The 23,264-nt window shown below is 65.0% G+C and carries 24 protein-coding genes; 16 read left to right on the forward strand and 8 right to left on the reverse strand.

Going from position 1 to position 23,264, the window contains the following annotated elements:
- Nucleotides 1–17 precede the first annotated feature (17 nt).
- Nucleotides 18–275 (reverse strand): YnbE family lipoprotein, encoded by a 258-nt coding sequence (locus ACZ1JY_RS06635; protein ID WP_240946627.1) that lies wholly within the window; start codon nt 273–275, stop codon nt 18–20.
- Nucleotides 272–3,496, reverse strand: coding sequence for an intermembrane phospholipid transport YdbH family protein (locus ACZ1JY_RS06640; protein WP_465130748.1), 3,225 nt, complete (start codon nt 3,494–3,496; stop codon nt 272–274). The genes ACZ1JY_RS06635 and ACZ1JY_RS06640 overlap by 4 nt, the downstream gene beginning before the upstream one ends.
- Before the next feature lie 122 nt (nt 3,497–3,618).
- Between ACZ1JY_RS06640 and radC the strand changes: the two genes are divergently transcribed.
- Complete coding sequence (gene radC / locus ACZ1JY_RS06645; protein ID WP_465130749.1) at nt 3,619–4,356, forward strand: RadC family protein; 738 nt, start codon at nt 3,619–3,621, stop codon at nt 4,354–4,356.
- A 28-nt stretch (nt 4,357–4,384) separates the two neighbouring features.
- Here radC and ACZ1JY_RS06650 read toward each other — a convergent pair whose 3' ends face one another.
- Nucleotides 4,385–4,510, reverse strand: coding sequence for an entericidin A/B family lipoprotein (locus ACZ1JY_RS06650; protein WP_082013356.1), 126 nt, complete (start codon nt 4,508–4,510; stop codon nt 4,385–4,387).
- Nucleotides 4,511–4,661: 151 nt separating this feature from the next.
- On the opposite strand from ACZ1JY_RS06650, the gene ACZ1JY_RS06655 reads away from it, so the two are divergent.
- The 5 genes from ACZ1JY_RS06655 to ACZ1JY_RS06675 all read left to right on the forward strand — a co-directional run bounded on the left by ACZ1JY_RS06655 (nt 4,662) and on the right by ACZ1JY_RS06675 (nt 8,049).
- Nucleotides 4,662–5,072, forward strand: a complete 411-nt coding sequence (locus ACZ1JY_RS06655) for an SGNH hydrolase domain-containing protein (protein WP_465130750.1) — start codon at nt 4,662–4,664, stop codon at nt 5,070–5,072.
- A gap of 81 nt (nt 5,073–5,153) precedes the next feature.
- A complete protein-coding gene (gene purB, locus ACZ1JY_RS06660; RefSeq protein WP_465130751.1) occupies nt 5,154–6,470 on the forward strand; it encodes an adenylosuccinate lyase in 1,317 nt (438 codons plus the stop codon).
- Between the two features lie 82 nt (nt 6,471–6,552).
- On the forward strand, nt 6,553–6,870 hold the full coding sequence (locus tag ACZ1JY_RS06665; protein ID WP_465130752.1) for a lipopolysaccharide assembly protein LapA domain-containing protein: 318 nt from the start codon (nt 6,553–6,555) through the stop codon (nt 6,868–6,870).
- The gene (pyrF, locus tag ACZ1JY_RS06670; protein ID WP_118073299.1) at nt 6,867–7,541 is read left to right on the forward strand and encodes an orotidine-5'-phosphate decarboxylase; all 675 of its coding nucleotides are present in this window, start codon (nt 6,867–6,869) and stop codon (nt 7,539–7,541) included. The genes ACZ1JY_RS06665 and pyrF overlap by 4 nt, the downstream gene beginning before the upstream one ends.
- Nucleotides 7,542–7,545: 4 nt before the next feature.
- Nucleotides 7,546–8,049 (forward strand): GNAT family N-acetyltransferase, encoded by a 504-nt coding sequence (locus tag ACZ1JY_RS06675; RefSeq protein WP_062348479.1) that lies wholly within the window; start codon nt 7,546–7,548, stop codon nt 8,047–8,049.
- 5 nt (nt 8,050–8,054) lie between these two features.
- Here the strand turns inward: ACZ1JY_RS06675 and ACZ1JY_RS06680 are convergent, their stop codons facing one another.
- A complete protein-coding gene (locus ACZ1JY_RS06680; RefSeq protein ID WP_168903609.1) occupies nt 8,055–8,660 on the reverse strand; it encodes a hypothetical protein in 606 nt (201 codons plus the stop codon).
- 140 nt (nt 8,661–8,800) lie between these two features.
- Here ACZ1JY_RS06680 and ACZ1JY_RS06685 point away from each other — a divergent pair, with 140 nt between their 5' ends.
- Together ACZ1JY_RS06685 and ACZ1JY_RS06690 are read left to right on the forward strand one after the other, a co-directional pair.
- On the forward strand, nt 8,801–9,577 hold the full coding sequence (locus ACZ1JY_RS06685; protein WP_465130753.1) for an SIMPL domain-containing protein: 777 nt from the start codon (nt 8,801–8,803) through the stop codon (nt 9,575–9,577).
- A 44-nt stretch (nt 9,578–9,621) separates the two neighbouring features.
- Nucleotides 9,622–10,266, forward strand: coding sequence for a phosphoribosylanthranilate isomerase (locus tag ACZ1JY_RS06690; RefSeq protein ID WP_465130754.1), 645 nt, complete (start codon nt 9,622–9,624; stop codon nt 10,264–10,266).
- Nucleotides 10,267–10,381: 115 nt separating this feature from the next.
- Here the strand turns inward: ACZ1JY_RS06690 and ACZ1JY_RS06695 are convergent, their stop codons facing one another.
- Complete coding sequence (locus ACZ1JY_RS06695; RefSeq protein ID WP_448996631.1) at nt 10,382–10,840, reverse strand: outer membrane protein; 459 nt, start codon at nt 10,838–10,840, stop codon at nt 10,382–10,384.
- 383 nt (nt 10,841–11,223) lie between these two features.
- Here ACZ1JY_RS06695 and trpB point away from each other — a divergent pair, with 383 nt between their 5' ends.
- The 5 genes from trpB (at nt 11,224) to ACZ1JY_RS06720 (ending at nt 15,934) form a co-directional block, all read left to right on the forward strand.
- Nucleotides 11,224–12,438, forward strand: a complete 1,215-nt coding sequence (trpB, locus tag ACZ1JY_RS06700) for a tryptophan synthase subunit beta (RefSeq protein ID WP_465130755.1) — start codon at nt 11,224–11,226, stop codon at nt 12,436–12,438.
- Nucleotides 12,439–12,530: 92 nt separating this feature from the next.
- Nucleotides 12,531–12,872 (forward strand): endonuclease domain-containing protein, encoded by a 342-nt coding sequence (locus ACZ1JY_RS06705; RefSeq protein WP_370073111.1) that lies wholly within the window; start codon nt 12,531–12,533, stop codon nt 12,870–12,872.
- Nucleotides 12,872–13,672, forward strand: coding sequence for a tryptophan synthase subunit alpha (gene trpA / locus ACZ1JY_RS06710; protein WP_465130756.1), 801 nt, complete (start codon nt 12,872–12,874; stop codon nt 13,670–13,672). The genes ACZ1JY_RS06705 and trpA overlap by 1 nt, the downstream gene beginning before the upstream one ends.
- Complete coding sequence (gene accD / locus ACZ1JY_RS06715) at nt 13,669–14,520, forward strand: acetyl-CoA carboxylase, carboxyltransferase subunit beta (protein ID WP_465130757.1); 852 nt, start codon at nt 13,669–13,671, stop codon at nt 14,518–14,520. Before trpA ends, accD begins: the two co-directional genes overlap by 4 nt.
- Before the next feature lie 106 nt (nt 14,521–14,626).
- Complete coding sequence (locus tag ACZ1JY_RS06720; protein ID WP_465130758.1) at nt 14,627–15,934, forward strand: bifunctional folylpolyglutamate synthase/dihydrofolate synthase; 1,308 nt, start codon at nt 14,627–14,629, stop codon at nt 15,932–15,934.
- Here the strand turns inward: ACZ1JY_RS06720 and ACZ1JY_RS06725 are convergent.
- Nucleotides 15,931–17,238: an AmpG family muropeptide MFS transporter gene (locus ACZ1JY_RS06725; RefSeq protein WP_465130759.1), complete on the reverse strand. Its 1,308-nt coding sequence runs from the start codon at nt 17,236–17,238 to the stop codon at nt 15,931–15,933. The two genes, ACZ1JY_RS06720 and ACZ1JY_RS06725, sit on opposite strands and share 4 nt — an antisense overlap.
- Nucleotides 17,239–17,434: 196 nt before the next feature.
- Between ACZ1JY_RS06725 and ACZ1JY_RS06730 the strand changes: the two genes are divergently transcribed.
- Together ACZ1JY_RS06730 and rsmD are read left to right on the forward strand one after the other, a co-directional pair.
- Nucleotides 17,435–18,247, forward strand: a complete 813-nt coding sequence (locus ACZ1JY_RS06730; RefSeq protein WP_465130760.1) for a pseudouridine synthase — start codon at nt 17,435–17,437, stop codon at nt 18,245–18,247.
- Nucleotides 18,248–18,257: 10 nt separating this feature from the next.
- Nucleotides 18,258–18,803, forward strand: coding sequence for a 16S rRNA (guanine(966)-N(2))-methyltransferase RsmD (gene rsmD / locus ACZ1JY_RS06735; RefSeq protein ID WP_465130761.1), 546 nt, complete (start codon nt 18,258–18,260; stop codon nt 18,801–18,803).
- Here the strand turns inward: rsmD and ACZ1JY_RS06740 are convergent.
- Both ACZ1JY_RS06740 and ACZ1JY_RS06745 read right to left on the reverse strand, forming a co-directional pair.
- A complete protein-coding gene (locus ACZ1JY_RS06740; RefSeq protein WP_465130762.1) occupies nt 18,800–20,059 on the reverse strand; it encodes an MFS transporter in 1,260 nt (419 codons plus the stop codon). The two genes, rsmD and ACZ1JY_RS06740, sit on opposite strands and share 4 nt — an antisense overlap.
- A gap of 125 nt (nt 20,060–20,184) precedes the next feature.
- Entirely contained in the window at nt 20,185–20,775 is a 591-nt protein-coding gene (locus tag ACZ1JY_RS06745; RefSeq protein WP_465130763.1) for a hypothetical protein, read from the reverse strand.
- 171 nt (nt 20,776–20,946) lie between these two features.
- Here ACZ1JY_RS06745 and ACZ1JY_RS06750 point away from each other — a divergent pair, with 171 nt between their 5' ends.
- Nucleotides 20,947–23,241, forward strand: a complete 2,295-nt coding sequence (locus ACZ1JY_RS06750; RefSeq protein ID WP_465130764.1) for an ATP-dependent helicase — start codon at nt 20,947–20,949, stop codon at nt 23,239–23,241.
- The last annotated feature ends 23 nt before the right edge of the window (nt 23,242–23,264 follow it).

Genomic DNA, 23,264 nt, shown 5'->3' on the forward strand with positions numbered 1-23,264 from the left:
CAGAACGCCTCGGCACATCAGAAGATGTCCGGGTTGCTTTCGATCGTGTTGTTCGCATCCTGCGCGAGCCGGTACACGACCTCCTGCTTGATGTTGATGTTGAGCTCGATCACGATCGGCTTGTCCGGTGCCTTCACCGAAATGCAGCCGCCCAGTGCCAGGGCCCCCATCATTGGCAGCACCAGCAGGTGGCGCGGCCTGAACTGAAATCCGTTTTTCCCCATGCCCCTGTTGGTCGCAGGGTTCGCGGATCGGGTCAATTCCACCTTCCTCATGGCATTTTTCCGCTTTCTGCAGGCTGAATATTGGTGGGGCTTCCGGGCAGTACGATCACCGGAGCGCCGCCGGGACGGACGCCGTTTGCCGAGCGATAGAGCGGCCGCCCTTGCGCATCGACCAGGCCCAAGGTTCTGGGATCCTTGACGAAAGCGGGATCGTACATCGCCTTGAACGAGGTTATGATCTGGTAGAACGGTGCGCGGATGTTGACGTTGAACTGGATCGGCAGGTTGGCGACCTGCTTGGTGATGAAGTTCTGCTTCGTGCCCGCGCCCTGCTTGACCCCGCCGAACCGCACATTGGTGACGATCTCGCCCTCGAGATCGCCGCGCATGGCGATGGTCATGGTCTTGTAATCCAAGGATTTTAGAGCATCGAAGGCAAAGTTGGCCATCGCTCCCATGTTCTCGTAGGTGAGCGCGCCGATGTAGGACACGTTGCCTCCCGGTGCGCGCGAGACGAGCGTTCCCTCCTCGATCCGACCGCCGTTGGCGTCGAAAATCAGCGGGAACTGTCCGTCGAAAGTGCCTGTTGCGGCTAGATTTCCCAGCTCCATCTTCTCGATGAACTTGGCCGCGTCGATGCCGATGACGCTCAGCGTATAACGGCGCGCTTCGGCGAGACCGAGGCGCAGGTCGGTCGGTTCGAGGACGAGCGTGCCGCCGAGGAACGGCCAGCGCGCGTCGTGCAGTCTAAGCACTTGATCCGGCAGCAGACTTATGTCGACGACGCCTTCGGTCACCTCGATGCCGGGGTTGATCGAGGCGACGGTCAGCTTCTGGTGCGGGGCGGTGACCATGCCGAGAAGGTCGGTGAACACGAGCTTGCCCTTCAGGCCCTTCACGGGGCCGAAAGCTGCTGCAAGATCAAGGTTTTCGGTGCCGAACGTGCCGGAACTTGTCACCCCGCGCGCCGTCCAGTCGATCACGCCGTCGCCGGTCACCTTGCCGTTGACATTGGCGACGACGCCGAGCGCCAGGCGCGTGAGCTGCGCGGGCTGGAAAGCCTTGTCGAACAGGAGGTTGTCGACACTGATGTCGGCGTGGCCCCGTGCGGTCGACAGGTCGTGGCGGATGCTGACCGCGCCGACTTCGCGCGAGGTCTTTGCTTCGCGCAGCAAGGCGTTGGCAGTTATGCGATTATCCGCCAGCGTCAGCGTTGCGCCGGTGGAATGCAGCTTTTCGAAGCGGGCAGGGTCGAGACGATCGGTGAGGTCAAATTCGGTGCCGGAAAGTACAAGCTTTCCATCGACATAGCGCCATTCACCCGAGGCATTGGAGATGTCGAGCGGAACGGCGGCGAGCTTGGCTCCAACTCCCCCATAACTCCCCCCCAACTCTCCCCCAACTCTCGCGTCCAGATTGGCAACTGTGAGGTGCGTTGCGGTAGCAGGCGGACCCAGCGTTACGTCGACGGCAGTGGCCTTCAGGACACCCGGCCAGGCAAATCCAACAGCGCCGGTGCGCAGCGCAAGTTGGGTTTCACCCAACTTGCCGGTGAGATCGAGTCCGGGCGTGCCGGCAGCGACCTGCAGCCCCCCGGCCCCGTTGCGGACGATGGCGCTGCCGCCCGGCGGACAGAACTGCAGCGCGTTGCCGTCCACCGCCATCTGGCCGAGTTCCAACCGGTCGAAGCGGGCGGTGACGCAGTGGCGCCAGAGCGCGAGTTCGCCGCGCGCGCCGTAGGCACCGTTGACGGGGAGGACGAGGTTCTGAACGGAACCGCCCGGAATCGCGCCGGACACCTGGGTAGTGCCGGAAAAACCCAGCGATCCGTCAGCGATCTGGGCGATCATCATCTCGGGGATGGCCAGCGACCCACCGGCCGCGCGCCACGGCGCCATGGTCAGGCGGAACAGGGCCTGCCCCGCACGACCGCGCTCCATCCGTCCGACGATTCGCGGAAAGCCTGCACCGCCGGTGGCAAAACTGCCCGCCAGCAGGGGTGGACCGCCCTTGGTGCCGCTGGCCATTTGGAAGCGCGACAACGTGAGCAGCGTCTGCCCGGAGCCCCCGGTCAGGCGCGCCTGCGGGATCACCACCGACATCGCATCGCCATTGCGGCGCAGCGCGATTTCGCCACCGAGGCGGCTGCCACGTTCCTCGCGCTTGAGGCTGGCGCGCAATTGGGCGAGCATCGGTGCAAGGAGCGTGCCCGAGGCACTGCGCTCACCCGAGGCCAGGGCATTGTCGAGAGCCGCGCCCTGCCGCAGGCCCTGCCCGTCGATCGTGCCGCGAAATTCGGCCTTGCGGAAAGCCTCGCGGGTGCGGACCGAGCCTTCGAGCCCGAGCAGGCCGAAGCGGACGCCGCCGCTGCCGACTCCGCCGGCGTTGGCAGCGATCCGCCCGGTCAGGGCACTGTCGCGGTAAGCAAGGCGCGTATCGAGTGCCAGCGTTTCGGCAGAGAGGCCGGGCACAGCCAGCTTGTTTCCGCGCACCGTGGCGGCACCGGCAAGTCCTGCAAAACCCTTGTCCGCCCGCGCATCGAGATCGGCCACCAGCGGACCGCTGCTCGCACCGCTATCGCAGGCAATGCGGTCCAGGCGCAGCGGCCCGGTCAGCGATGGCCGCTCCTCGCGCACTGCGATCTTGCCGACGAAGCGGGCGCCGTCCGCCTTGCAGCCGCTACCCGAAAGTGACGGCGCAACCGCCGCCAGCGTCCCGGCAAAACCGTTCTGCAAGCCGCCCCGGCCTTCGATCGAGAGGCCGATTTTCCCCCCATCGGTGACGATCAGGCCGCGACCATCCTGAACCTGCAGGTCAAGCTTGGGCAGCAAGAAGGGCTGGTTGTCGGTCTTGGGCGCATAGATGACCTTGTCGAGCGAGCCGAAACTGACCCTGCCATCACGATAATGCCCATAGATGCGCGGCGCGACCAGCTTGACCGAACCGAGATAGGGCGCACCAAGGCCGTAGCGGATACCGACCTCCACGCGCTCGATCGTGAGATCCGGACGGCGCGGATCGCCGACGACCACGTTGCGCAGGATCTGCTGACCGGGGCCGATGCTCTCGATCTCGTAAGTCGCGGGCAGCCCATAGGATTTGAGCTGGCCGACGATGATGCGGTCAGCAATTGAATTGCGCGCAAGCCACAGGCCGCCCAGGCCCGCCACGGCCAGGACAAGCACGGACACGCCGACGCGCCGCAGCCCTTTGCGCGAGCGCACGGGCTCTGGCGGCGTATCCGGTTCCGCCAATTCGAAACTATCTGCCATCTGCCCCCTTCTTGCGCACTCCCCCCGCTTGGGCAATGCACGGCAAGTACATCTCACGTGTACGAACTGTTTGTACCGATTGGCGAACACTTGAGCGCCGAAGTGGTGCCCGGATAGGATCAATGACGGATCAAACCGGACTCTTTCCTGAACAGAACGGCAATAGCGGCAGCAGGATGAGCTTCGACGGCGGCGATGCCAGCGGCCACCGCGCCCGCCTGCGCAAGCGCCTGATGACCGGGGGCGAAGATGCGCTCGCCGATCATGAAGTCATCGAATACCTGCTGATGGTCGCGCGCCCGCGCATCGATACCAAGCCTATCGCCCGGTCGCTGATCCAGCGCTTCGGCAGCCTCGCGGGCGTGCTCAACGCCGATCCGCAGGCGCTCGCGCTGCATCCCAACATGGGCGAAACCAGCGCGGCGGCGTTGCGGATCGTCGCGCTTGCCGCGCGCAGGCTGGCCAAGACGGTCGTGCGTGAACAGCCGGTGCTTTCAAACTGGCAGGCCCTGCTAGATTATCTGCACATCGACATGGCGCATCTCAACGTAGAGCGCGTGCGGGTGCTTTATCTCAACACCCAGAACATGCTGATCCTCGATCATCTGGTCGGAGACGGCACGCTCGACGAAAGCCCGATCTATACCCGCGAAGTGGTGAAGAAGGGGCTGGACGTGGGCGCGGCGGCGATGATCCTTGTCCACAACCACCCTTCGGGCAGCCCCAAGCCGAGCCGCGCCGACATCCAAGTGACGCAGAAGATCATGGAGGCCGCGCGCCTGATGGGAATGACCGTGCACGATCACATCGTCATCGGGCGTGAAGGCTACACCTCGCTCAAGGCGCAAGGCCTGATCTAGGGCCTGATCTAGGGCCTGATCTGACGGATCAGATCGCCTTCTCGCCCGCCTTGCCGACCGATTCGATGTCGCGGCCGATGCCCTGGACGGTGTTGCAGGCCGCCAGGGCCAGTGAACAGCCAAGAGCGACGAGGACCAGAACCTTGCGAGCCATGTGCATTCTCCGTGCAATATGCGCGGACGCGGATATAGCGCGCCCGCCTCAGATGCAATCTTGCACAAAGGCCACGGCGCCGGGTTCGGCAATCTTAACCATGAAAGGGACGACGTGACAGGAATTGCGTGATCGGCCCGGTTTGGCCATCGTGCTCCTGAGGACGGTTGGGCGGGCAGGCATTGCAATACAGGCGGGAATCGAAGGGCTGAGAGCGCTCGCCGTAATCCCGGTAGTGCTGTTCCACGGGACAACGTCGCCTGCACCTGTGGTTTGCTGCGCTGGCGGGTATCTGCGGTGCCTCGCATTCGTCAACGCGCTCTGCCCGCAGCACCTGCCTCGCGAAAGTGCGGAAGGCTTTGCATTCAACCCCCTGCTTGCCCGCTACGCCGCAACGCACCCCGGCGTCAGATTCTTCGATCCGCAGGAAGTGCTGTGCGGGCCGCAGGCCTGCGACATCGTGCAGAACGGAAAGGCGCTGTACTTTGACGATACCCACCTGAACCCTCTGGGCGCAGACCGGGTGATCGTGCGGATGCTGGAGCGGATCGGGCCGATTTAGAGCCTCGGCCCTTGCGTTCCGGCCCCCTTGCCCCTAGCGGCCCCGGCAAAGCCTGCAGCGCCAAGATTCACGGAGTCGAACATGGTCCCCCGTTACGCCCGCCCCGCCATGACCGCGATCTGGGAGCCGGAAGCCCGCTATCGCATCTGGTTCGAGATCGAAGCGCACGCCACCGAAAAGCTCGGTGAACTGGGCGTGGTGCCGCCTTCGGGCGCCAAGGCGCTGTGGGACTGGTGGGCGACGAACCCGACCATCGACGTTGCCGCCATCGACGCGATCGAAGCCGTGACCAAGCACGACGTGATCGCCTTCCTCGACTGGGTTGCGCAGCAGGTCGGTCCCGAGGCGCGCTTCATGCACCAGGGCATGACCAGCTCGGACGTGCTCGACACGACGTTGAGCGTCCAGCTTGCGCGCGCTTCGGACCTGCTGCTGGCTGACCTCGACGCCCTGCTCGAAGCAATCAAGCGCCGCGCGTTCGAACACAAGTACACCCCGACCATCGGCCGCAGCCACGGCATCCACGCCGAGCCGACGACCTTCGGCAAGAAGCTCGCCGAGGCCTATGCCGAGTTCACGCGCTGCCGGGCGCGCCTTGTTGCGGCGCGCGCAGAAGTTGCGACTTGCGCGATTTCGGGCGCGGTCGGCACCTTCGCCAACATCGATCCCTCGGTCGAGGAATATGTCGCTGACAAGCTGGGCCTTGCGGTAGAGCCGGTCTCGACCCAGGTCATCCCGCGCGATCGTCATGCGATGTTCTTTGCGACGCTGGGTGTGATCGCCTCGTCGATCGAGCGCCTTGCCGTGGAGATCCGCCACCTCCAGCGCACCGAAGTGCTTGAGGCAGAAGAATACTTCTCGCCCGGCCAGAAGGGTTCGTCGGCAATGCCGCACAAGCGCAACCCGGTGCTGACCGAGAACCTGACCGGCCTTGCCCGCATGGTCCGCTCGGCCGTTACCCCGGCGCTGGAGAACGTGGCGCTGTGGCACGAGCGCGACATCTCGCACTCCTCGGTCGAGCGTTTCATCGGCCCGGACGCGACGATCACGCTCGATTTCGCCCTCGCCCGCCTGACTTCGGTGGTCGACAAGCTGGTGATCTATCCCGAGCGGATGCAGAAGAACCTCGACAAGATGGGCGGCCTTGTCCACTCGCAGCGCGTGCTGCTGGCATTGACGCAGGCCGGGCTGGAGCGCGACGCCTCGTACCGCCTGGTGCAGCGCAACGCGATGAAGGTGTGGGAATCCGACGGCCAGCTTTCACTGAAGGAACTGCTCAAGGCCGATCCGGAAGTTGCCGCCGTGCTGAGCGCCGAACAGATCGAGGAGAAGTTCAACCTCGATTACCACTTCAAGGCGATCGACACGATCTTCGCGCGGGTGTTCGGGGAAGCCTGAGCCCCTTCCTGCCGGGACTCGCCAAGAGACTTAACCTGTCCTAATCATCGGGGCAGGACGGGTGGCTCATGGAGCGAAAGGCATGCGAATGCTGCGCACGGTTTTCTGGGTTCTCGTCGTGGCGGTCCTCGCCGCGTTTACCGCCGCCAACTGGCAGCCAGTCGAAGTGCGCATCTGGGAAGGCCTTTTGCTGGAGACCAGGCTGCCCGCGCTGGTGATCCTTGCCTTCCTGCTTGGCCTGGTGCCGATGTGGCTGCTGTACCGGACGACGCGCTGGCGGCTGACGCGGCGCATAGCCAACCTCGAGACATCGCTGGGCGCCAAGGCCGCGCCTTCGCTGTCCTCGACCAATCTCGAAGCCGCGCGTGACGCGGACACATTCAAGAGCGAGACCCCGTGAGCAACCCGATCTACCTTGCCCTCGACCTGCCCCGGCTCGACGCCGCCATTGCGCTTGCCCAGAAGGTCAAGGGCCACGTCGGCGGGCTGAAGCTGGGCCTCGAATTCTTCTGCGCCCACGGTCATCATGGCGTGCACGAAGTGGCCAAGGTGGGTCTGCCGATCTTTCTCGACCTCAAGCTGCACGACATCCCGAACACCGTCGCGGGCGCGATGCAGTCGATCCATGTGCTGGAGCCGGCGATCGTGACGATCCATGCTGGCGGCGGCCGGGCAATGATGGAAGATGCGAAGGCAGCGGCGGGCGAGCATACCAAGGTTGTCGCCGTGACCGTGCTGACCAGCCTCGACGATGGCGACATGACGGCGATGGGCGTGGGCGGATCGGCCTATGACCAGGCGCTGCGGCTTGCTGATCTGGCACAGGAAGCAGGGCTCGATGGCATCGTCTGTTCGGGCCACGAAGTCGGCGCAATCCACAAGCGCTGGAAGAAGGGCTTCTTCGTAGTGCCGGGCCTGCGCCCTGCCGATGGCACTCTGGGCGACCAGAAGCGCGCCGTCACGCCGCGCGCCGCACGCGATGCTGGCGCCAGCGTGCTGGTGATCGGCCGCCCGATCAGCCGCGCCGAAGACCCGGTCGCCGCCGCACGCGCGATCGAGGCGACACTCTGATCCCATGATTCGCTTCCGCTTGGCCAAGGCTGGGGACGTGCCGGCGCTGCGGACGCTGGTCGAGAAGGCCTATCGCGGCGACACCGCCAAGCGCGGTTGGACGCACGAGGCCGATCTGCTCGACGACGAGCGCACGAGCGACGCGGAACTGGCCGAGACCATCGCAGCGGAGACCTCTCGCGTGCTTCTCGCCGAAATCGACGGTGTGCTGGCAGGTACGGTGACGATCACCGATGTCGGCCAGGCCCGCGCCTATCTCGGGATGCTGTGCGTCGATCCGGACCTGCAGGCCGAGGGTCTGGGCCGGGCGCTGATCGCCGATGCCGAGGACATGGCCACCGAGGCGTTCGGCGCGCGGCTCATGGAAATGACGGTGATCGACGCGCGGCCCGAACTGATCGCGTGGTACGAACGCCGCGGCTATGCCCGCAGCGGCGAAACGCGACCGTTCCCCAATGGCGAGGCCGTGCCGTTCCGCATGGTGGTGCTGGAAAAAGACCTTAGCTGAGCGGTCTATTCGGGCAGTGGTTCGGAACCGGCGCCCGAATCGCCATAATCGCTCGGCACTTCGACCTGTGCTTCGTTTGCAGCCTGCTCGGCCTCGGCAATATCGCGGTGCATTTCGGCATCCTGCTTCAGCGCCTTGCCAGCAGCACCGGCAAAGCTGCCATCGACACCGTCGCTTGGCCAGCGGGAGGCAGTTGCGCCACCGGCAAGCTCGGGGTTGAACGGACGGTCCTTCAGCGTGGCATCGACCAGTTCGATCACGCGGTTGCGGATCATGTTGTGGGCCATGCCTGCCGCTGCGCCTTCGCCGGCGCCACCGCCCTCGCAGGTCACCTTGACCTTGGTCAGCTGTGGCTCAAGCTCGGTCAGATGCATGTGGCAGATGCGGTGGGCCATATCGCCCAAGGCATCATAAGTGACTTCAGAACCGCCATTGCCGGTGATGGTCGTCCGCAACCGGAAGAATGGGCCGTCACCGGACGACGCGATGCGGGCGGAGAGCAGCTTGTCGTATGCCTGCTTGCGGCTGAGCGGATATTCGTCAGGCTCGGCGGCGCAGCCAGCAAGCAGACTGGCCAGCGCAGCTCCAAGGATCAGTCCCGCACGCTTCATGTATTCCCCCCTCGTCCAACATTAACGGGACATAACCGCGAAGGATTAATCCCATGTTTCGCGTTTAAGCGGGCACCAGTTCAGGTGTGCGACAGTTGGACTGGGCAAGTCTTGCCGCAATCCATCAGGAGACAAGCCCCGTGAAGTTCTTCAAATCCGCTACCGTTCTTGCCGCATTGCCGCTGGTCGCGCTTGCCGGCGCAGGCCTTGCGCAGAGTGCGCAAGCGCAGACCGTCTCGTCCGGCCCCGTCGTCGCCGCTGGAAACACCCTGCTCAACATCTCGGCAGAGGGCAAATCGGCCCGCACGCCCGACCTCGCCGTGTTCAATGCCGGCGTCACCACACAGGGCAAGACCGCAGGCGAAGCGCTGACCGAGAATGCGCAGCGCATGACCGCCGTCATCGCCGCCCTGAAGAAGGCGGGCATCGCCGAGCGCGACATCCAGACCAGCAACCTTTCGGTCAATCCGGTCTACGGCCAGCCCAAGCGCCTGCCGGACGGCTCCTTCGAACAGCAGGACCCGGTCATCATCGGCTACCAGGCGACCAACCAGGTTTCGGTCCGCCAGCGCAAGCTGGACCAGTACGGCAAGGTCATCGACACGCTGGTTTCGGCCGGTGCCAACCAGGTCAATGGCCCGACCTTCCAGATCGACAGCCTCGATGGTGCGCTCGACGAGGCGCGGCTTGAGGCGATGAAGAAGGCGCGCGCGCGGGCCGATCTCTATGCCCGGGCCGCTGGTCTGCGCGTGGTGCGCGTGCTGTCGATCAGCGAGAACGGTGGTTGGGCGCCGCCACAGCCGCCGATCATGTTCGCCCGCGCAGAAAAAGCCATGGTGCAAAGCACTTCGCCGGTGGCAGCAGGCGAACTTGAAATGACCGTGACAGTCAACGTCAGCTACGAACTGGCGCCCTGAGGCGTGATTGACATGGGCGGCGCGCCTCTCCTAACGCGCCGCTCATGCCTGGACCTTCCATCAAGATCTGCGGGGTGACCACCCGTGGCGCGCTTTCCGCAACGATCGAGGCGCGGGCAAGCCATGTCGGGTTCAACTTCTTCCCACCGTCACCGCGCTTTCTGACGCTGGGCGATGCTCCGGCACTGGCCATGCAGGCAGAGGGACGACTGACTCGAGTCGGCGTGTTCGTTGATGCCGATGATGCAGCGCTGGGCGATGCTGTGGCCGCAGCCCGACTCGATGCGATCCAACTGCACGGGAAAGAAGATCCGGCGCGGGCCGCAGCGATCCGCGCCCGTTTCGGCAAGCCGGTGTGGAAGGTGATCTCGGTAGCGGGGCCGGGGGATGTGGCCAAGGCCGATGCCTATGCCGGTGTTGCCGATTTCATCCTGTTCGATGCCAAGACGCCCAAGGGCGCCGCGCTGCCCGGCGGACTTGGCCTTGCGTTCGATTGGGACCTGCTGCGTGCCTACAAGGGGCCGCTGCGCTGGGGCCTTGCCGGAGGTCTTTCGCCCACGAACGTGGCAGAGGCCGTGCGCGGAACCGGTACGACGCTGGTCGACGTTTCGTCAGGCGTCGAAAGCGCGCCGGGCGTCAAGGATGCGGACCGCATACGCACCTTCTGCTTCAACGCGCGGACAGTCTGATCCCGCTTCGCGCTCGGCGTGCTGACGGGGACAGTCAGGAAAGTGCATCTCCCCATATGAAAACGGGCGACCTCATGGAGGCCGCCCGCTTCATTTCGCTTGTTGCGAAGTTCGATCAGAACTTCACGCCAAGACCGACAGCAACTGCGTCGACGTCGATCGTGCTGTCCTTCACGAAGAAGTGACGGTACTCGACCTTGCCATAGAGCTTGCCGAACGAGTGCTGGTAGCCAGCGCCGGCAGTCCAAGTGCCATCGCAGATGTCGCAGAATTCGGTGTTGTAGCCGCCAACAGCGTAGAGCTTGCCAGCTTCGGCGATCTTGGCACCGACGCGGCCGTTGAAACCGAACGAAACCTTGGTGCCTTCGGTGAGCAGCTTGTCAGCCGAAACTTCGGCGCCGACGAATGCGGTTTCACCGAGGTCGTAGTCGTAGCCAGCGGCAATACCGGCGATCGCTTCGCTTTCACCATCGCTCCATGCAACGCCGCCGCGTGCTTCGACGCGGGTTTCGTTGGCGAGAGCCGGGGTAGCTGCAACAAGCGAGGCAGCGAGAGAGATAAGAACCAGACGCATAGATTTTACTCCTGACTTTTTGGCCCCTTCTGTGAAGGTGGCGAGGCGTCAGGTAGGTCTGGTCCAGTTCGGTGGCAATGACGAAAATCACAAGAATATCAAAACGCAGAATGGTTGTGACATAGCTGCAACATTCGGCAGACTAACAAAACTCGTTACTTTTGAGATTTACTTGGCCATTATTATAACGCCAAAAGGCGACCCCTTTCGGAGCCGCCTTCACGACGTTGCAAGGACGCCCTAGTCTGATCAAGATTGCCCGCACATGAACGGATCGTGCAGGTTGCCGCAATGCAGCATGGTATCTTTGCGCCGCCCCTGCCCCAAAGGTGCAGGCATTGCAATTCTGGACTTTCCGTAAAGGCTCTGCCAAGCGCTGCGCCATGAACGCGCAGACTCCCAACAGCTTCCGCAACCAGCCCGACGAACGCGGCCACTTCGGCCAGTTCGGCGGCCGCTATGTCGCCGAAACGCTGATGCCGCTGATCCTCGATCTCGAGCAGGAATATCGCAAGGCCAAGGCCGACCCGGCGTTCCAGGCAGAGTTCGATGACCTGCTCGAACACTATGTCGGCCGCCCGAGCCCGTTGTACTTCGCGCCCCGGCTGACGGAAGAGTTGGGCGGGGCACAGGTGTGGTTCAAGCGCGACGAACTGAACCACACCGGCGCGCACAAGATCAACAACTGCATCGGCCAGATCCTGCTTGCCATGCGCATGGGCAAGACGCGGATCATCGCCGAGACCGGCGCGGGCCAGCATGGCGTCGCCACCGCCACGGTCTGCGCGCGCTTTGGCCTGCCCTGCGTGATTTTCATGGGCGCGACCGACGTGGAGCGGCAGAAGCCCAACGTGTTCCGCATGAAGCTGCTCGGTGCCGAAGTCGTGCCGGTGACGGCGGGCGCGGGCACGCTCAAGGATGCGATGAACGAGGCGCTGCGCGACTGGGTGGCGAACGTCCACAACACGTTCTACATCATCGGCACTGCTGCAGGGCCCCACCCCTATCCCGAACTGGTCCGCGATTTCCAGAGCGTGATCGGCAAGGAAGCGCGCGCGCAGATGCTCGCCCGCACCGGCCGTTTGCCCGACGTTCTGGTCGCCGCGATCGGTGGTGGCTCCAACGCCATCGGCCTGTTCCACCCGTTCCTCGATGACGCCAGCGTGAAGATGCTCGGCGTGGAAGCGGCGGGCCACGGGCTGGACAAGGAACATGCGGCCAGTCTTGCAGGCGGACGCCCCGGCATCCTCCACGGCAACAAGACCTACCTGCTGCAGGACGAGGACGGCCAGATCACTGAAGGCCACTCGATCTCGGCGGGCCTCGATTATCCCGGCATCGGCCCTGAGCATTCGTGGCTCAAGGAAATCGGACGCGTGGACTATACCTCGGTGACCGACAAGGAAGCATTGGACGCCTTCCAGCTGCTCTGCCGCACCGAAGGCATCATCCCCGCGCTCGAACCCGCCCACGCCATCGCGGCAGTGAAGAAGGTCGCGCCGACAATGGGCAAGGACCAGATCATCCTCGCCAACCTCTGCGGCCGCGGCGACAAGGACATCTTTTCGGTTGCGGAGCATCTGGGGGTTTCGTTGTGATTTAGCCCTCCCCCCTTCAGGGGAGAGGGTTGGGAGAGGGGAAATTGCGCGACGCCCGCCTCACGGAATTCGCCCGCGAAAACCGCAAGGCCATGTCAGAACCGGAAACGCGAATCTGGCTTGCCTTGCGCGCTGGACGGTTCGAAGGGGTGAAATTCCGGCGGCAGAAGGTTATCGGCCAATACATTGCCGATTTCGCTGCCAACGAACCTCGCATCGTGGTGGAGATCGACGGCCACACGCATGACGTCGACGACCCTCGCGATGCGGAAAGAACGAAATATCTGAACGAGCGCGGCTACCATGTGGTCCGCTTCACGAACGGCGATGTTATGACGAACCTTGAAGGTGTGCTGCAGATGCTTGCCATGACGCTGAGCGAAGCGCGGGAAGCCCCTCTCCCAACCCTCTCCCCTGAAGGGGAGAGGGCTTGATGTCGCGCCTCACCTCCGCCTTCGCCAAGGGCCGCCCCGCCCTCGTCACTTTCGTCACGGGTGGCGATCCGACGCCTGACGCCACTGCTGCCATCCTTGACGCGCTCGTCGAAGGCGGGGCCGATGTGATCGAACTGGGCATGCCGTTCACCGATCCGATGGCCGATGGGCCGGCGATCCAGCTGGCCAATCTGCGCAGCCTTGGCGCTGGCACCAAGACGGCTGATATCCTGCGCATCGCTACCGAATTCCGCGCGCGCCACCCGGACGTGCCGCTGGTGCTGATGGGCTATGCCAATCCGATGACCATTCGCGGGGCCGACTGGTTTGCCGCCGAATGCGTCAAGGCGGGCGTCGATGGCGTGATCTGCGTCGACATTCCACCAGAGGAAGACGCCGAGCTTGGCCCTGCCTTGCGCGCTGCGGGCGTCTCGCTGATCCGCCTCGCCACGCCGACGACCGATCATGCGCGGCTGCCTGCCGTGCTCGAAGGCTCGTCGGGTTTTCTCTACTACGTGTCGGTCGCCGGGATCACCGGCATGCAGCAGGCAGCGCAATCTTCCATCGAAGAGGCCGTCGCGCGGATCAAGGCTTCGGCGACGATCCCTGTCGCCGTCGGCTTCGGGGTGCGCACGCCGGAACAGGCCGGGGCCATCGCCAAGGTCGCTGACGGCGTCGTCGTCGGCTCGGCCTTCATCGATCTGGTCGAAAAGCATGGGCTTGACGCTGCCGGGCCGGTGAAGGAATTGACCGCCGCACTCGCCGCTGCCGTCCACTCTGCCCGCAAGGAAATCTCATGAGCTGGCTCAACAAGGTCCGCAACGCGCTCCCCTTCACGCCAAAGCGGGACACGCCGGACAATCTGTGGATCAAGTGCCCTTCGTGCAGCGAGATGCTGTTCACCAAGGACTATGAGGACAACCTCTCGGTCTGCCCGCATTGCGACCACCATGGCCGCATCGGTGCCGACGCGCGGTTCGACCAGCTGCTCGACGCCGGCTATGAACTGCTGCCCGCGCCGAAGGTCAAGGAAGACCCGCTCAAGTTCCGCGACAGCAAGAAGTACGTCGACCGGATCAAGGCGGCCCGTGCGGCAAACCCGCACCCCGATGCCCTGACCAACGCCTTCGGCCGGATCGAGGGGCAAAAGGCTGTGGTCGGCGTGCAGGAATTCGCGTTCATGGGCGGATCGATGGGGATGGCCGTGGGCAATGCCTTCGTCGCCGGGTGCGAACGTGCGGTGCGCGAGAAGTGCCCTTACATCGCGGTGACCGCTGCTGGTGGCGCGCGCATGCAGGAGGGCATTTTGTCGCTGATGCAGATGCCGCGTTCGACCGTGGCGATCTCACGCCTTCATGCGGCGGGCCTGCCCTACATCGTCGTGCTGACCGATCCGACGACCGGCGGCGTTACGGCGTCCTACGCGATGCTCGGTGACGTGCAGATTGCCGAGCCCGGTGCGCTTATCGGCTTTGCCGGACAGCGCGTGATCCAGGACACGATCCGCGAGAAGCTGCCCGAAGGCTTCCAGCGCGCCGAATACCTCCACGCCCACGGCATGGTCGACATGGTGACGCACCGGCGCGACCTGAAGGTGACGCTGGCGCAGGTGATCGACTACCTGATGGCGGGCAAGGCGGCGGCGTGAGGCTTCTCCCCTCCCGCAAGCGGGAGGGGTCGGGGGTGGGCTGTTCCAAGGCCTGCGCCTGCCTCTGCCCACCCCAAACCCCTCCCGCTTGCGGGAGGGGCTTCCATTGAAAGACTTCGCGATCTCCGAGAACGCCGCGGTCCAGGCGCAGCTTGATCGCCTCGGCGCGCTGTCGCTGCCATCGGGGCGGCTAGGGCTCGATACCGTGCGCGAACTTTGCGCGCGCCTGGGCAATCCGCAGGACCGTCTGCCGCCCGTGTTCCATGTTGCCGGGACCAACGGCAAGGGTTCGACCTGCAGCTACCTGCGGTACATTCTCGAGGCCGAGGGGCTGACGGTCCACTCCGCCACCAAGCCGCACCTCGTCCGCTACAATGAACGCATCCGCATCGCTGGCAAGCTAATCGAGGACGAGCTGCTCGCCGCGCTGCTCAAGGAAGTGCTGGACGCGAGCGAAGGGCTGGAGCCGAGCTTTTTCGAGGTGACGACGGTCGCCACCTTCCTTGCCTATGCACGGCATCCCGCCGATGCCTGCGTGATCGAGACCGGGCTGGGCGGCAGGCTCGATGCCACCAACGTCATGCCGACGGCTGCGGTATGCGGGATTGCGACGCTGGGCTTTGACCACGAAGCGTTCCTGCTTGCACCCGAAGACGGCGTGCCAACTGACCCGCTAGCCCGGATCGCGTTCGAGAAGGCGAGCATCGCCAAGCCCGGCGTGCCGCTGGTGACGATGGCCTATCCGCAAATCGCCGCCGATTCGGTGGCCGAGACCGCAGCGCGGATTGGTGCGCCGCTCATCATGCGCGGGCGCGATTGGGACGCGGAAATCGCTGGCTCGATCCTCTATCGCGACGAGCACGGCGAACTGCCCCTGCCCCTGCCCGCGCTGCCCGGCACGCATCAGGCAGAGAACGCAGCACTGGCCGTGGCGATGATCCGGCACCAGAACGCGGTACGTGTCAGCCTGGGCGCGCTTGGCAAGGGCATCGTCGATGCGCGTTGGCCGGCGCGGTTGCAGCGCCTCGGCGCGGGTCCGTTGACCGCGCTTGCGGGCGGACGCACCGTCTGGCTGGACGGTGGACACAATCCCGATGCCGGGCGTGCCATCGCGCGGCACCTCGAAGGCCAGCCGCCGGTGCACCTGATCATGGGCATGCTGGCGAACAAGGATCCTTCGGCGATCCTCAAGCCGCTGGCGGACCGCGCCTTGTCGATCTCGGTCGTCCCTGCTCCCGGGCACGATGCGCACAAGCCTGCGGACTTTGCGCCGTTCACCAGCCTGCCGGTCGGCAGCTTTGCCACCGTGCCCGAAGCGCTGGCGGCGCTCCCGGCAGAAGGCGACGTGCTGATCGTCGGCTCGCTCTATCTCGCGGGCGAAGTGCTGCGGTTGAACGAGGAAGTGCCGGACTAGCCCTCTTCCTCCCCCGCCGTGCCGATCGCCGCATCGACAAGGCCGCTGCGGCTCATCCACCAGAACAGCGCGATGCCCGGCAGCGCCAGCACGGTGGTGAGCAGGTAGAAGTTCACGTAGCCCATGCTCTCGATCAGCGCACCGGCTGTGGTGCCCGTGGCGAAGCGGCCGACGATGCTCGCGGCAGCAGAGATCAGGGCATACTGGGCGGCTGTGTAGCGCAAATCGCAAAGCGCCGAGAAGTAGGCGACGACGACAACCCCGCCATAGCCGGAGGCGATGTTCTCGAAGCCGATTGCGCCTGCCATGCCGATGTTGGAATGGCCCGCAGCCGCCAGCGCCGCGAACGACAGGTTCGACACCGCCATCAGCACCAGCGCCAGCAGGACCGAGCGCTTCAGCCCCATCTTCGCATAGGCCACGCCACCGATGAACACGCCGATCAGATAGGCCCAGAAGCCGACGCCAACGTCCCACAGTGCGATCTCGTCATTGCTGAAGCCAAGGTCATCGAACAGCAGGCGGAAAGTGAGGTTCGCCAGCGTATCGCCGACCTTGTGAACAAGGATGAACAGCAGCACGAGCCATGCGCCGTGGCGGCGGAAGAACTCACCGAACGGGCCGATGATCGACGCGAACACCTCGCCCACGCCCTTGCGCGCGGTCGGTTCACGGTGGCGTTCAGGCTCGCCGAGGAAGAGTGCAGTCAGCATCGCCGGAAGTGCGAACAACGCGCAGGCAAGGTAGGCCGCGCTCCAGCCGGAACGCGCGGCCATGAACAGCGCCAGCGCGCCCGCACCCGCCGAGCCGATGCGCCAGCCGTACTGGCTCATGCCCGAGCCGGTGCCGAGCTGGTAGGGTTTCAGTGTCTCGATGCGGTAGGCGTCGATCACGATGTCGAACGTCGCACCCGCGACGCCGACCAGCACTGCCGCCAGCACCGTGGCGCCAAGGTCAGCGCTCGGATCGACCAGCGCGAGATTGGCGACCGCGGCCATGACCAGCGACCCCGCCAGCAGCATCCACGAAACGCGTTGCCCCAAGCGCCCCAGCAGCGGCAGGTGCACGCCATCGACCAACCAGGCCCAGAAGATCTTGAGGTTGTAGACAAGGAACGCCAGCGTGAAGGCCGTCACCGTCTTTTTGTCGATCCCGTCCTGCGCCAACCGGGTCGTCAGCGTTGCCCCGATCATCGCATAGGGAAAGCCCGAGGACACGCCGAGGAAGAACGCGGCGAGCGATTCCTTTTCGAGATAGGGGCGCACCGAGTCCCACAGGTTACGGTCACTGGCATCGGTGCTCATCGAAGATTTCGCTCCCTCAAATGTTGCTGGCAACCTAGCGGCCAAATCCAACCGCGCCAGAGGTAGATGACTCGGGGTGACGGATAGCGCGTTCTCGCGTAAGGGCTGCGCCATGACTTTTCCCCCAAGAAACGGTGGCGATCGGCCGAAGCGGTTAAGCCCTCGGCCCGGTACCACCGAAAAGAAGCCTTTTTCGATGCGCAGCGGTGCGCCGCGCACCTCGCAACCGGTCGTGCCCGCCAAGCGCGCGCCCAATGCCGACGGCTCCGAGCGCGAGGGCGATCGGATTGCCAAGCTGCTCGCCCGCGCCGGCATTGCCAGCCGCCGCGAGGTGGAACGCATGATCGAGGAAGGCCGCGTCAAGATCGGCGACGAGGTCGTCACCACGCCGGCCACGCTGCTGACCAGCCTCAAGGGCGTGAGCGTCGACGGCAAGATGGTTGGCCCGATTGCCCCCCCGCGCCTGTTCCGCTTCCACAAGCCCGCAGGCCTTATCACTGCCGAGCGCGATCCCACCGGCCGCCCGACGATCTACACCGCTTTGCGCAATGCCATGCCCAAGGACGCCCCACGCGTCATGCCGGTCGGCCGCCTCGACGTGAACACCGAGGGTCTGCTGCTGATGACCAACGATGGCGAATTGAAGCGCGCGCTGGAACTGCCCTCAACCGGCATTCCACGCACCTACCGCGCCCGCACCTTCGGCGACATCACGCAGGCGCGGCTCGAGGAACTGATGGAGGGCATCGAGATCGACGGCGTCCGCTATGGTCCGATCAACGCCAACCTCGAACGCAGCGCCAATCGCAACAAGTGGATCGAATTGACCCTGACCGAGGGCAAGAACCGCGAAGTGCGCCGCGTGCTCGAACATCTTGGCCTCGAAGTCTCGCGCCTGTTGCGCACCAGCTATGGCCCGTTCGAACTGGCCGACCTGCAGCGCGGCTCGGTCGAGGAGATCCCGCAGGTCATGGTCGAACGTTTCCGCAAGACGCTGAAGACGAAATGAGAATCCCAAAGTGAGGATCATTGCCGGAGAATGGCGCGGCAGGCCTTTGCGCGCGCCCGAGGGGGACACCACCCGCCCCACCGCCGACCGCACGCGCGAGACGCTGTTCTCGATGCTCGCCAGCCGCCTTGGCAGCTTCGAGGACCTGACCGTGGCCGACCTGTTCGCAGGATCGGGCGCGCTTGGCCTCGAAGCGCTGTCGCGCGGGGCCGCTTCGGCAATCTTTGTCGAGCAGGATGCCGGCGCGATCCGCACAATCCGCGCCAACATTGCAGCGCTGCGCTGCGCCCCGCAGTGCGACGTGCGCGCCTCGTCGGTGCTCAGCCTTGGCCCGGTCAAGCAGCCGCTCGACCTCGTCATGCTCGACCCGCCCTATGGCACCGGCGCGGGCGCCGTCGCGATCGACCGGTTGACCCGGCTTGGCTGGATCGGCGAGGCGACGTGGATCTGCCTTGAGACCGCAGCCAAGGAAGTGCCTGATGTACGGGTGTGCGAGGTCGACGCCGAGCGGAAGGTCGGCAAGGCGCTGATCACGCTGATGCGGCTGAAGGCCTAGCCCGCCCGCTTGGGCGAGAACTGCACCCCCGCCAGCGTCATGGCCCCTGCCAGCGTCAGGAACAGCCCGACATAGGCCGTGCCGCCGATCCCGGCGAGCCATGCCGCTGCGAACGGGGCGAGCGCGCCGCCGATGATCCCGCCCATGTTGAACGCCACCGAAATGCCGGTGTAGCGGACTTCGACCGGGTAGAGCGTCGGCAGCCAGGCGCCGAGCGGGCCGTAAGCCAGCCCCATGACGAACAGCGCGCTGGCCAGCGTTGCAAACACCACCGGCAGCGAGGCCGAGCCAAGGCCAGTGCCGAACACCATGCCCACGATGATCGTGAGCGCCGCGCCAGTGCCAAGGACGAGCCGTGCCGAGGCCTTGTCGGCCCAGTACCCGGCAACCAGAATGCCGAGCGCAAGGAAGGTGTTGGCGCCAAGCTGGATGCCGAGAAACTCCTGCTTGGCATAGCCGAGTTTGGTCGTGGCGAAGGACAGCGCGAAAGTCGTCGCCAGATAGAAGATCGCAAAGCACGCAACGACGCCCGCGATCCCGGCCAGCACGGCGCCGAGATGATTGCGGAACAGCAAGCCTACCGGCACCTTGGGCGGCTCGGCCTTCTCGAGCGCTTCCTTGAACGCGGGCGTTTCGCCGATCTTCAACCGCACCCACAGCCCGAGGCCGACCAGCAGCGCGCTTGCCAGGAACGGCACGCGCCAGCCCCAAGCGGCGAAGTCGGCATCGGAAAGCCCCTTGCCGAGCAGCAGAAACAGCCCATTGGCACAAAGGAAACCCAGCGGCGCACCCAGTTGCGGCGCACTGCCGAAGCGGGCTTCCCAACCCTTCGGCGCATTCTCCACGGCGAGCAGCGACGCTCCGCCCCACTCTCCGCCAAGCCCGAAGCCCTGTCCAAAGCGCAGCAGGCAAAGCAGCGCGGGCGCGACCCAGCCGACCATGGCGTACGTCGGCAGGAAGGCGATCAGGAAGGTGGATCCGCCCATCAGCATCAGCGAGGCGACCAACGTCGACTTGCGCCCGATCCGGTCGCCGAAGTGACCGAACGCAATCGCGCCCACGGGCCGTGCAAAGAACGCAAGGCCGAAGGTCATGAAAGACAGCAACGTCTGCGCTGCCTCTGATTCTGTGGGGAAAAACAATGGCCCAATGACGAGCGCGGCCGCTGTTGCGTAGATGTAGAAGTCGTAGAACTCCACCGCCGTGCCAACGAGGCTGGCAGTCAGCACGCGACCCTGCTGTCGAATCGGATTCATCGGCGCGCTTCTCCCCTCGTTCGCGGCGCGCGTTGTTCCGTCTCAAGCCTGCCGGGTCAACACCACAAGCGAAAAGGGGCGCCGGCAACCCGGCACCCCTTTCACGCGACGATCGTCGGAAGCGTTCAGATACCGCCGCGATTGCGGCAGCTGTCGGTAACGGTCTTGCTGCAGACCGTATACTTCTTGTTCATGGCCGAGGCGGGCGGCGGGGTCATGTTGCCGGGCGTGCTGGCGCTCATCCCGCCTGAGGGAGGGGTTGCGGGCTCTGCCGGCGTAGCTGGCGTTGCCCCCGTACCCATGCCGGGATTGGGCTGGGCGGGCGTAGCACCGGATGATGGCACGGCGTTCCCTGAAACCTGCGCCACGATCGAGGGCCAGACTTGTGTGCGCTGCTCCGGCGTCATGGCGTATATCTGCGCCTTCTGCTCGTCGGTCAGAGCCCACCAGCCCTTCTGCTGATCAGTGTCGAGGCTCCAGAAGTATTCCTGATAGGTGGACGGCCATGCTGCGTACTTGGTCTTTTGCTCGGCGGCCCAGGCGTCGATCTGAAGCTGCTGGTCAGGCGTGGGCGAGAAGGTGCCGGTCACCGTGGTGGCAGCGGTGGTGTCCGATGTGGTTGCCGTGGCGGTCGTGGAAGTCGACTGGGCCGCCACGAACGTGGGACTCGAAGCGATGGCAAGCGCAAGCGCGCTTGCGGCAAAAAGATTTCGCATGGAATTCTCCTGATTTTGTTTTCGTACCCGAAGTCTTGAGGCCAAGCCCTGCCCCGCTGGCCCGGTTCCCGGCGCTGCGACGGCTGCGCCCGGATTCAAGACGAAGCGAACATGCGCAGAATGGGCGGTTAGCGATTGCCGCGACAGCGTTTGGTCCCTATCTGTTCGCCTATGTCTTCCCCCCAACCTGTGAATCCCGGCAATGCCGAAGCGTGGCTCGATGGCCTGAACCCGCCCCAGCGCGAGGCGGTGACGACGACCGAAGGGCCGGTGCTGATGCTGGCGGGCGCGGGCACGGGCAAGACCGCCGCGCTCACCGCGCGCCTCGCCAATCTGCTGCGCCAGCGGCTCGCCTGGCCGAGCGAGATCCTGTGCGTCACCTTCACCAACAAGGCCGCGCGCGAAATGCGCGAGCGGGTGGGCAACCTGATCGGCCCGGCGGTGGAAGGGATGCCGTGGCTTGGCACGTTCCATTCGATCGCCGCCAAGATGCTGCGCCGCCATGCCGAACTGGTCGGCCTGCAGAGCAACTTCACGATCATCGACACGGACGACCAGTTGCGCCTCCTGAAGCAGCTGATCGTGGCCGAAGGCGTGGACGACAAGCGCTGGCCCGCCAAGCAGCTTGCCGGACTCATCGACAAGTGGAAGAACCGCGGCCTCAACCCCGGCGATCTCGATGCGCTGGAGAACGAGGCCTATGCCAACGGCAAGGGCCAGCGCTTCTACGCGCTCTACCAGAACCGCCTGCGCGAGCTGAACGCCTGCGATTTCGGCGACTTGCTGATGCACATGCTCAACATCTTCCGGCGCGAGCGGGACGTGCTGGAATCATGGCAACAGCGCTTCAAATACGTGATGGTGGACGAATATCAGGACACCAACGCGGTGCAGTACCTGTGGCTGCGCCTGCTTGCCCAGAACCGCAAGAACATCTGCGTGGTGGGGGACGACGACCAGTCGATCTATTCGTGGCGCGGTGCCGAAGTCGCCAATATCCTGCGGTTCGAAAAGGATTTTCCCGGCGCCAAGGTGATCCGCCTCGAACAGAACTACCGCTCCACCCCGCACATCCTCGGCGCGGCCTCGGGCCTGATCGCGGAGAACTCCGAACGCCTCGGCAAGACGCTGTGGACCGAGGTTGACGGCGGCGACAAGGTCCGCGTGATCGGCGTGTGGGACGCTCCGGAAGAAGCGCGGCGTATCGGCGAGGACATCGAACGGCTTGAGCGTGAGGGCGCCCCGCTCGATCGCGTCGCCATCCTCGTGCGTGCGCAGTTCCAGACGCGCACCATCGAAGACCGCTTCATCCAGATCGGCCTTGGATACCGCATCGTCGGCGGCTTCCGCTTCTACGAGCGCGCCGAAATCCGCGATGCGCTGGCCTACTTGCGCCAGATCGCCAGTCCGCAGGACGACCTTGCGTTCGAGCGGATCTACAACACCCCCAAGCGCGGCCTTGGCGACAAGACGCTGGAAAAGCTCCACCGCCATGCCCGCGCGCGCGGCATCCCCCTCTCGCTGGCGGCGGTGGAGATCCTCGATACCGACGAGCTGCCAGCCCGCGCGCGCAACACGCTCGCCGCGCTGATGCGCGATTTCGCGCGCTGGCGCGATGCGGCCAAGCAACTGGTGCCCGCCGAACTCGCTCGCACGATCCTCGACGAAAGCGGCTACACCGCCGCGCTGCAGGCCGAGAAGACGGCTGAAGCCGCCGGACGCCTCGAAAACCTCACCGAACTCGCCCGCGCGATGGAAGAGTACGAGACGCTTGGCGATTTCCTCGAACACGTCAGCCTCGTCATGGACAACGAGAACACTGCCGACGAGGACAAGGTCACGATCATGACCATCCACGCCGCCAAGGGGCTTGAGTTCGAAAACGTGTTCCTGCCCGGTTGGGAAGAAGGTGTGTTCCCCTCGCAGCGCTCGCTGGACGAGGGTGGACTCGCTTCATTGGAGGAAGAGCGCCGCCTCGCCTATGTCGCGATCACCCGCGCCCGGCGGCGCTGCACCATCATCCACGCCGCCAATCGCCAGATCTACGGCCAGTGGACCAGCTCGATCCCCTCGCGCTTCATCGGCGAACTGCCCGCCGAGCATATCGAGGAGGAAACCACCCTCTCGGGCGGCGCATCGATGTGGCGCGCCAACTGGAGCGAGCGCGACGATCCCTTCTCCCATGTCGCACAGGCCAATGCCAACCGCGCCGCCTCACGCGGCCCCGGTTGGCAACGCGCCGCAGCCCAGACCTTCAACCCAGCCCCCCGCCGCATCGCCGAACCCACCCGCAGCGCCGCCAGCTTCGCGGCCAAGCCGCGCGGCGACATCACCGTGGGCGCGCGCGTCTTCCACGAAAAGTTCGGCTACGGCACCGTGGCCGAGCAGGAAGGCAACAAACTGGAGATCGACTTCGAAAGCGCGGGGCGCAAGCGGGTGATTGATAGCTTTGTTAAGGTGGCTTGAGAGCGTTGGCTTTGTCGCTCACT

The organism is Novosphingobium sp. BL-A-41-Hi4B-X5A (assembly GCF_055521705.1).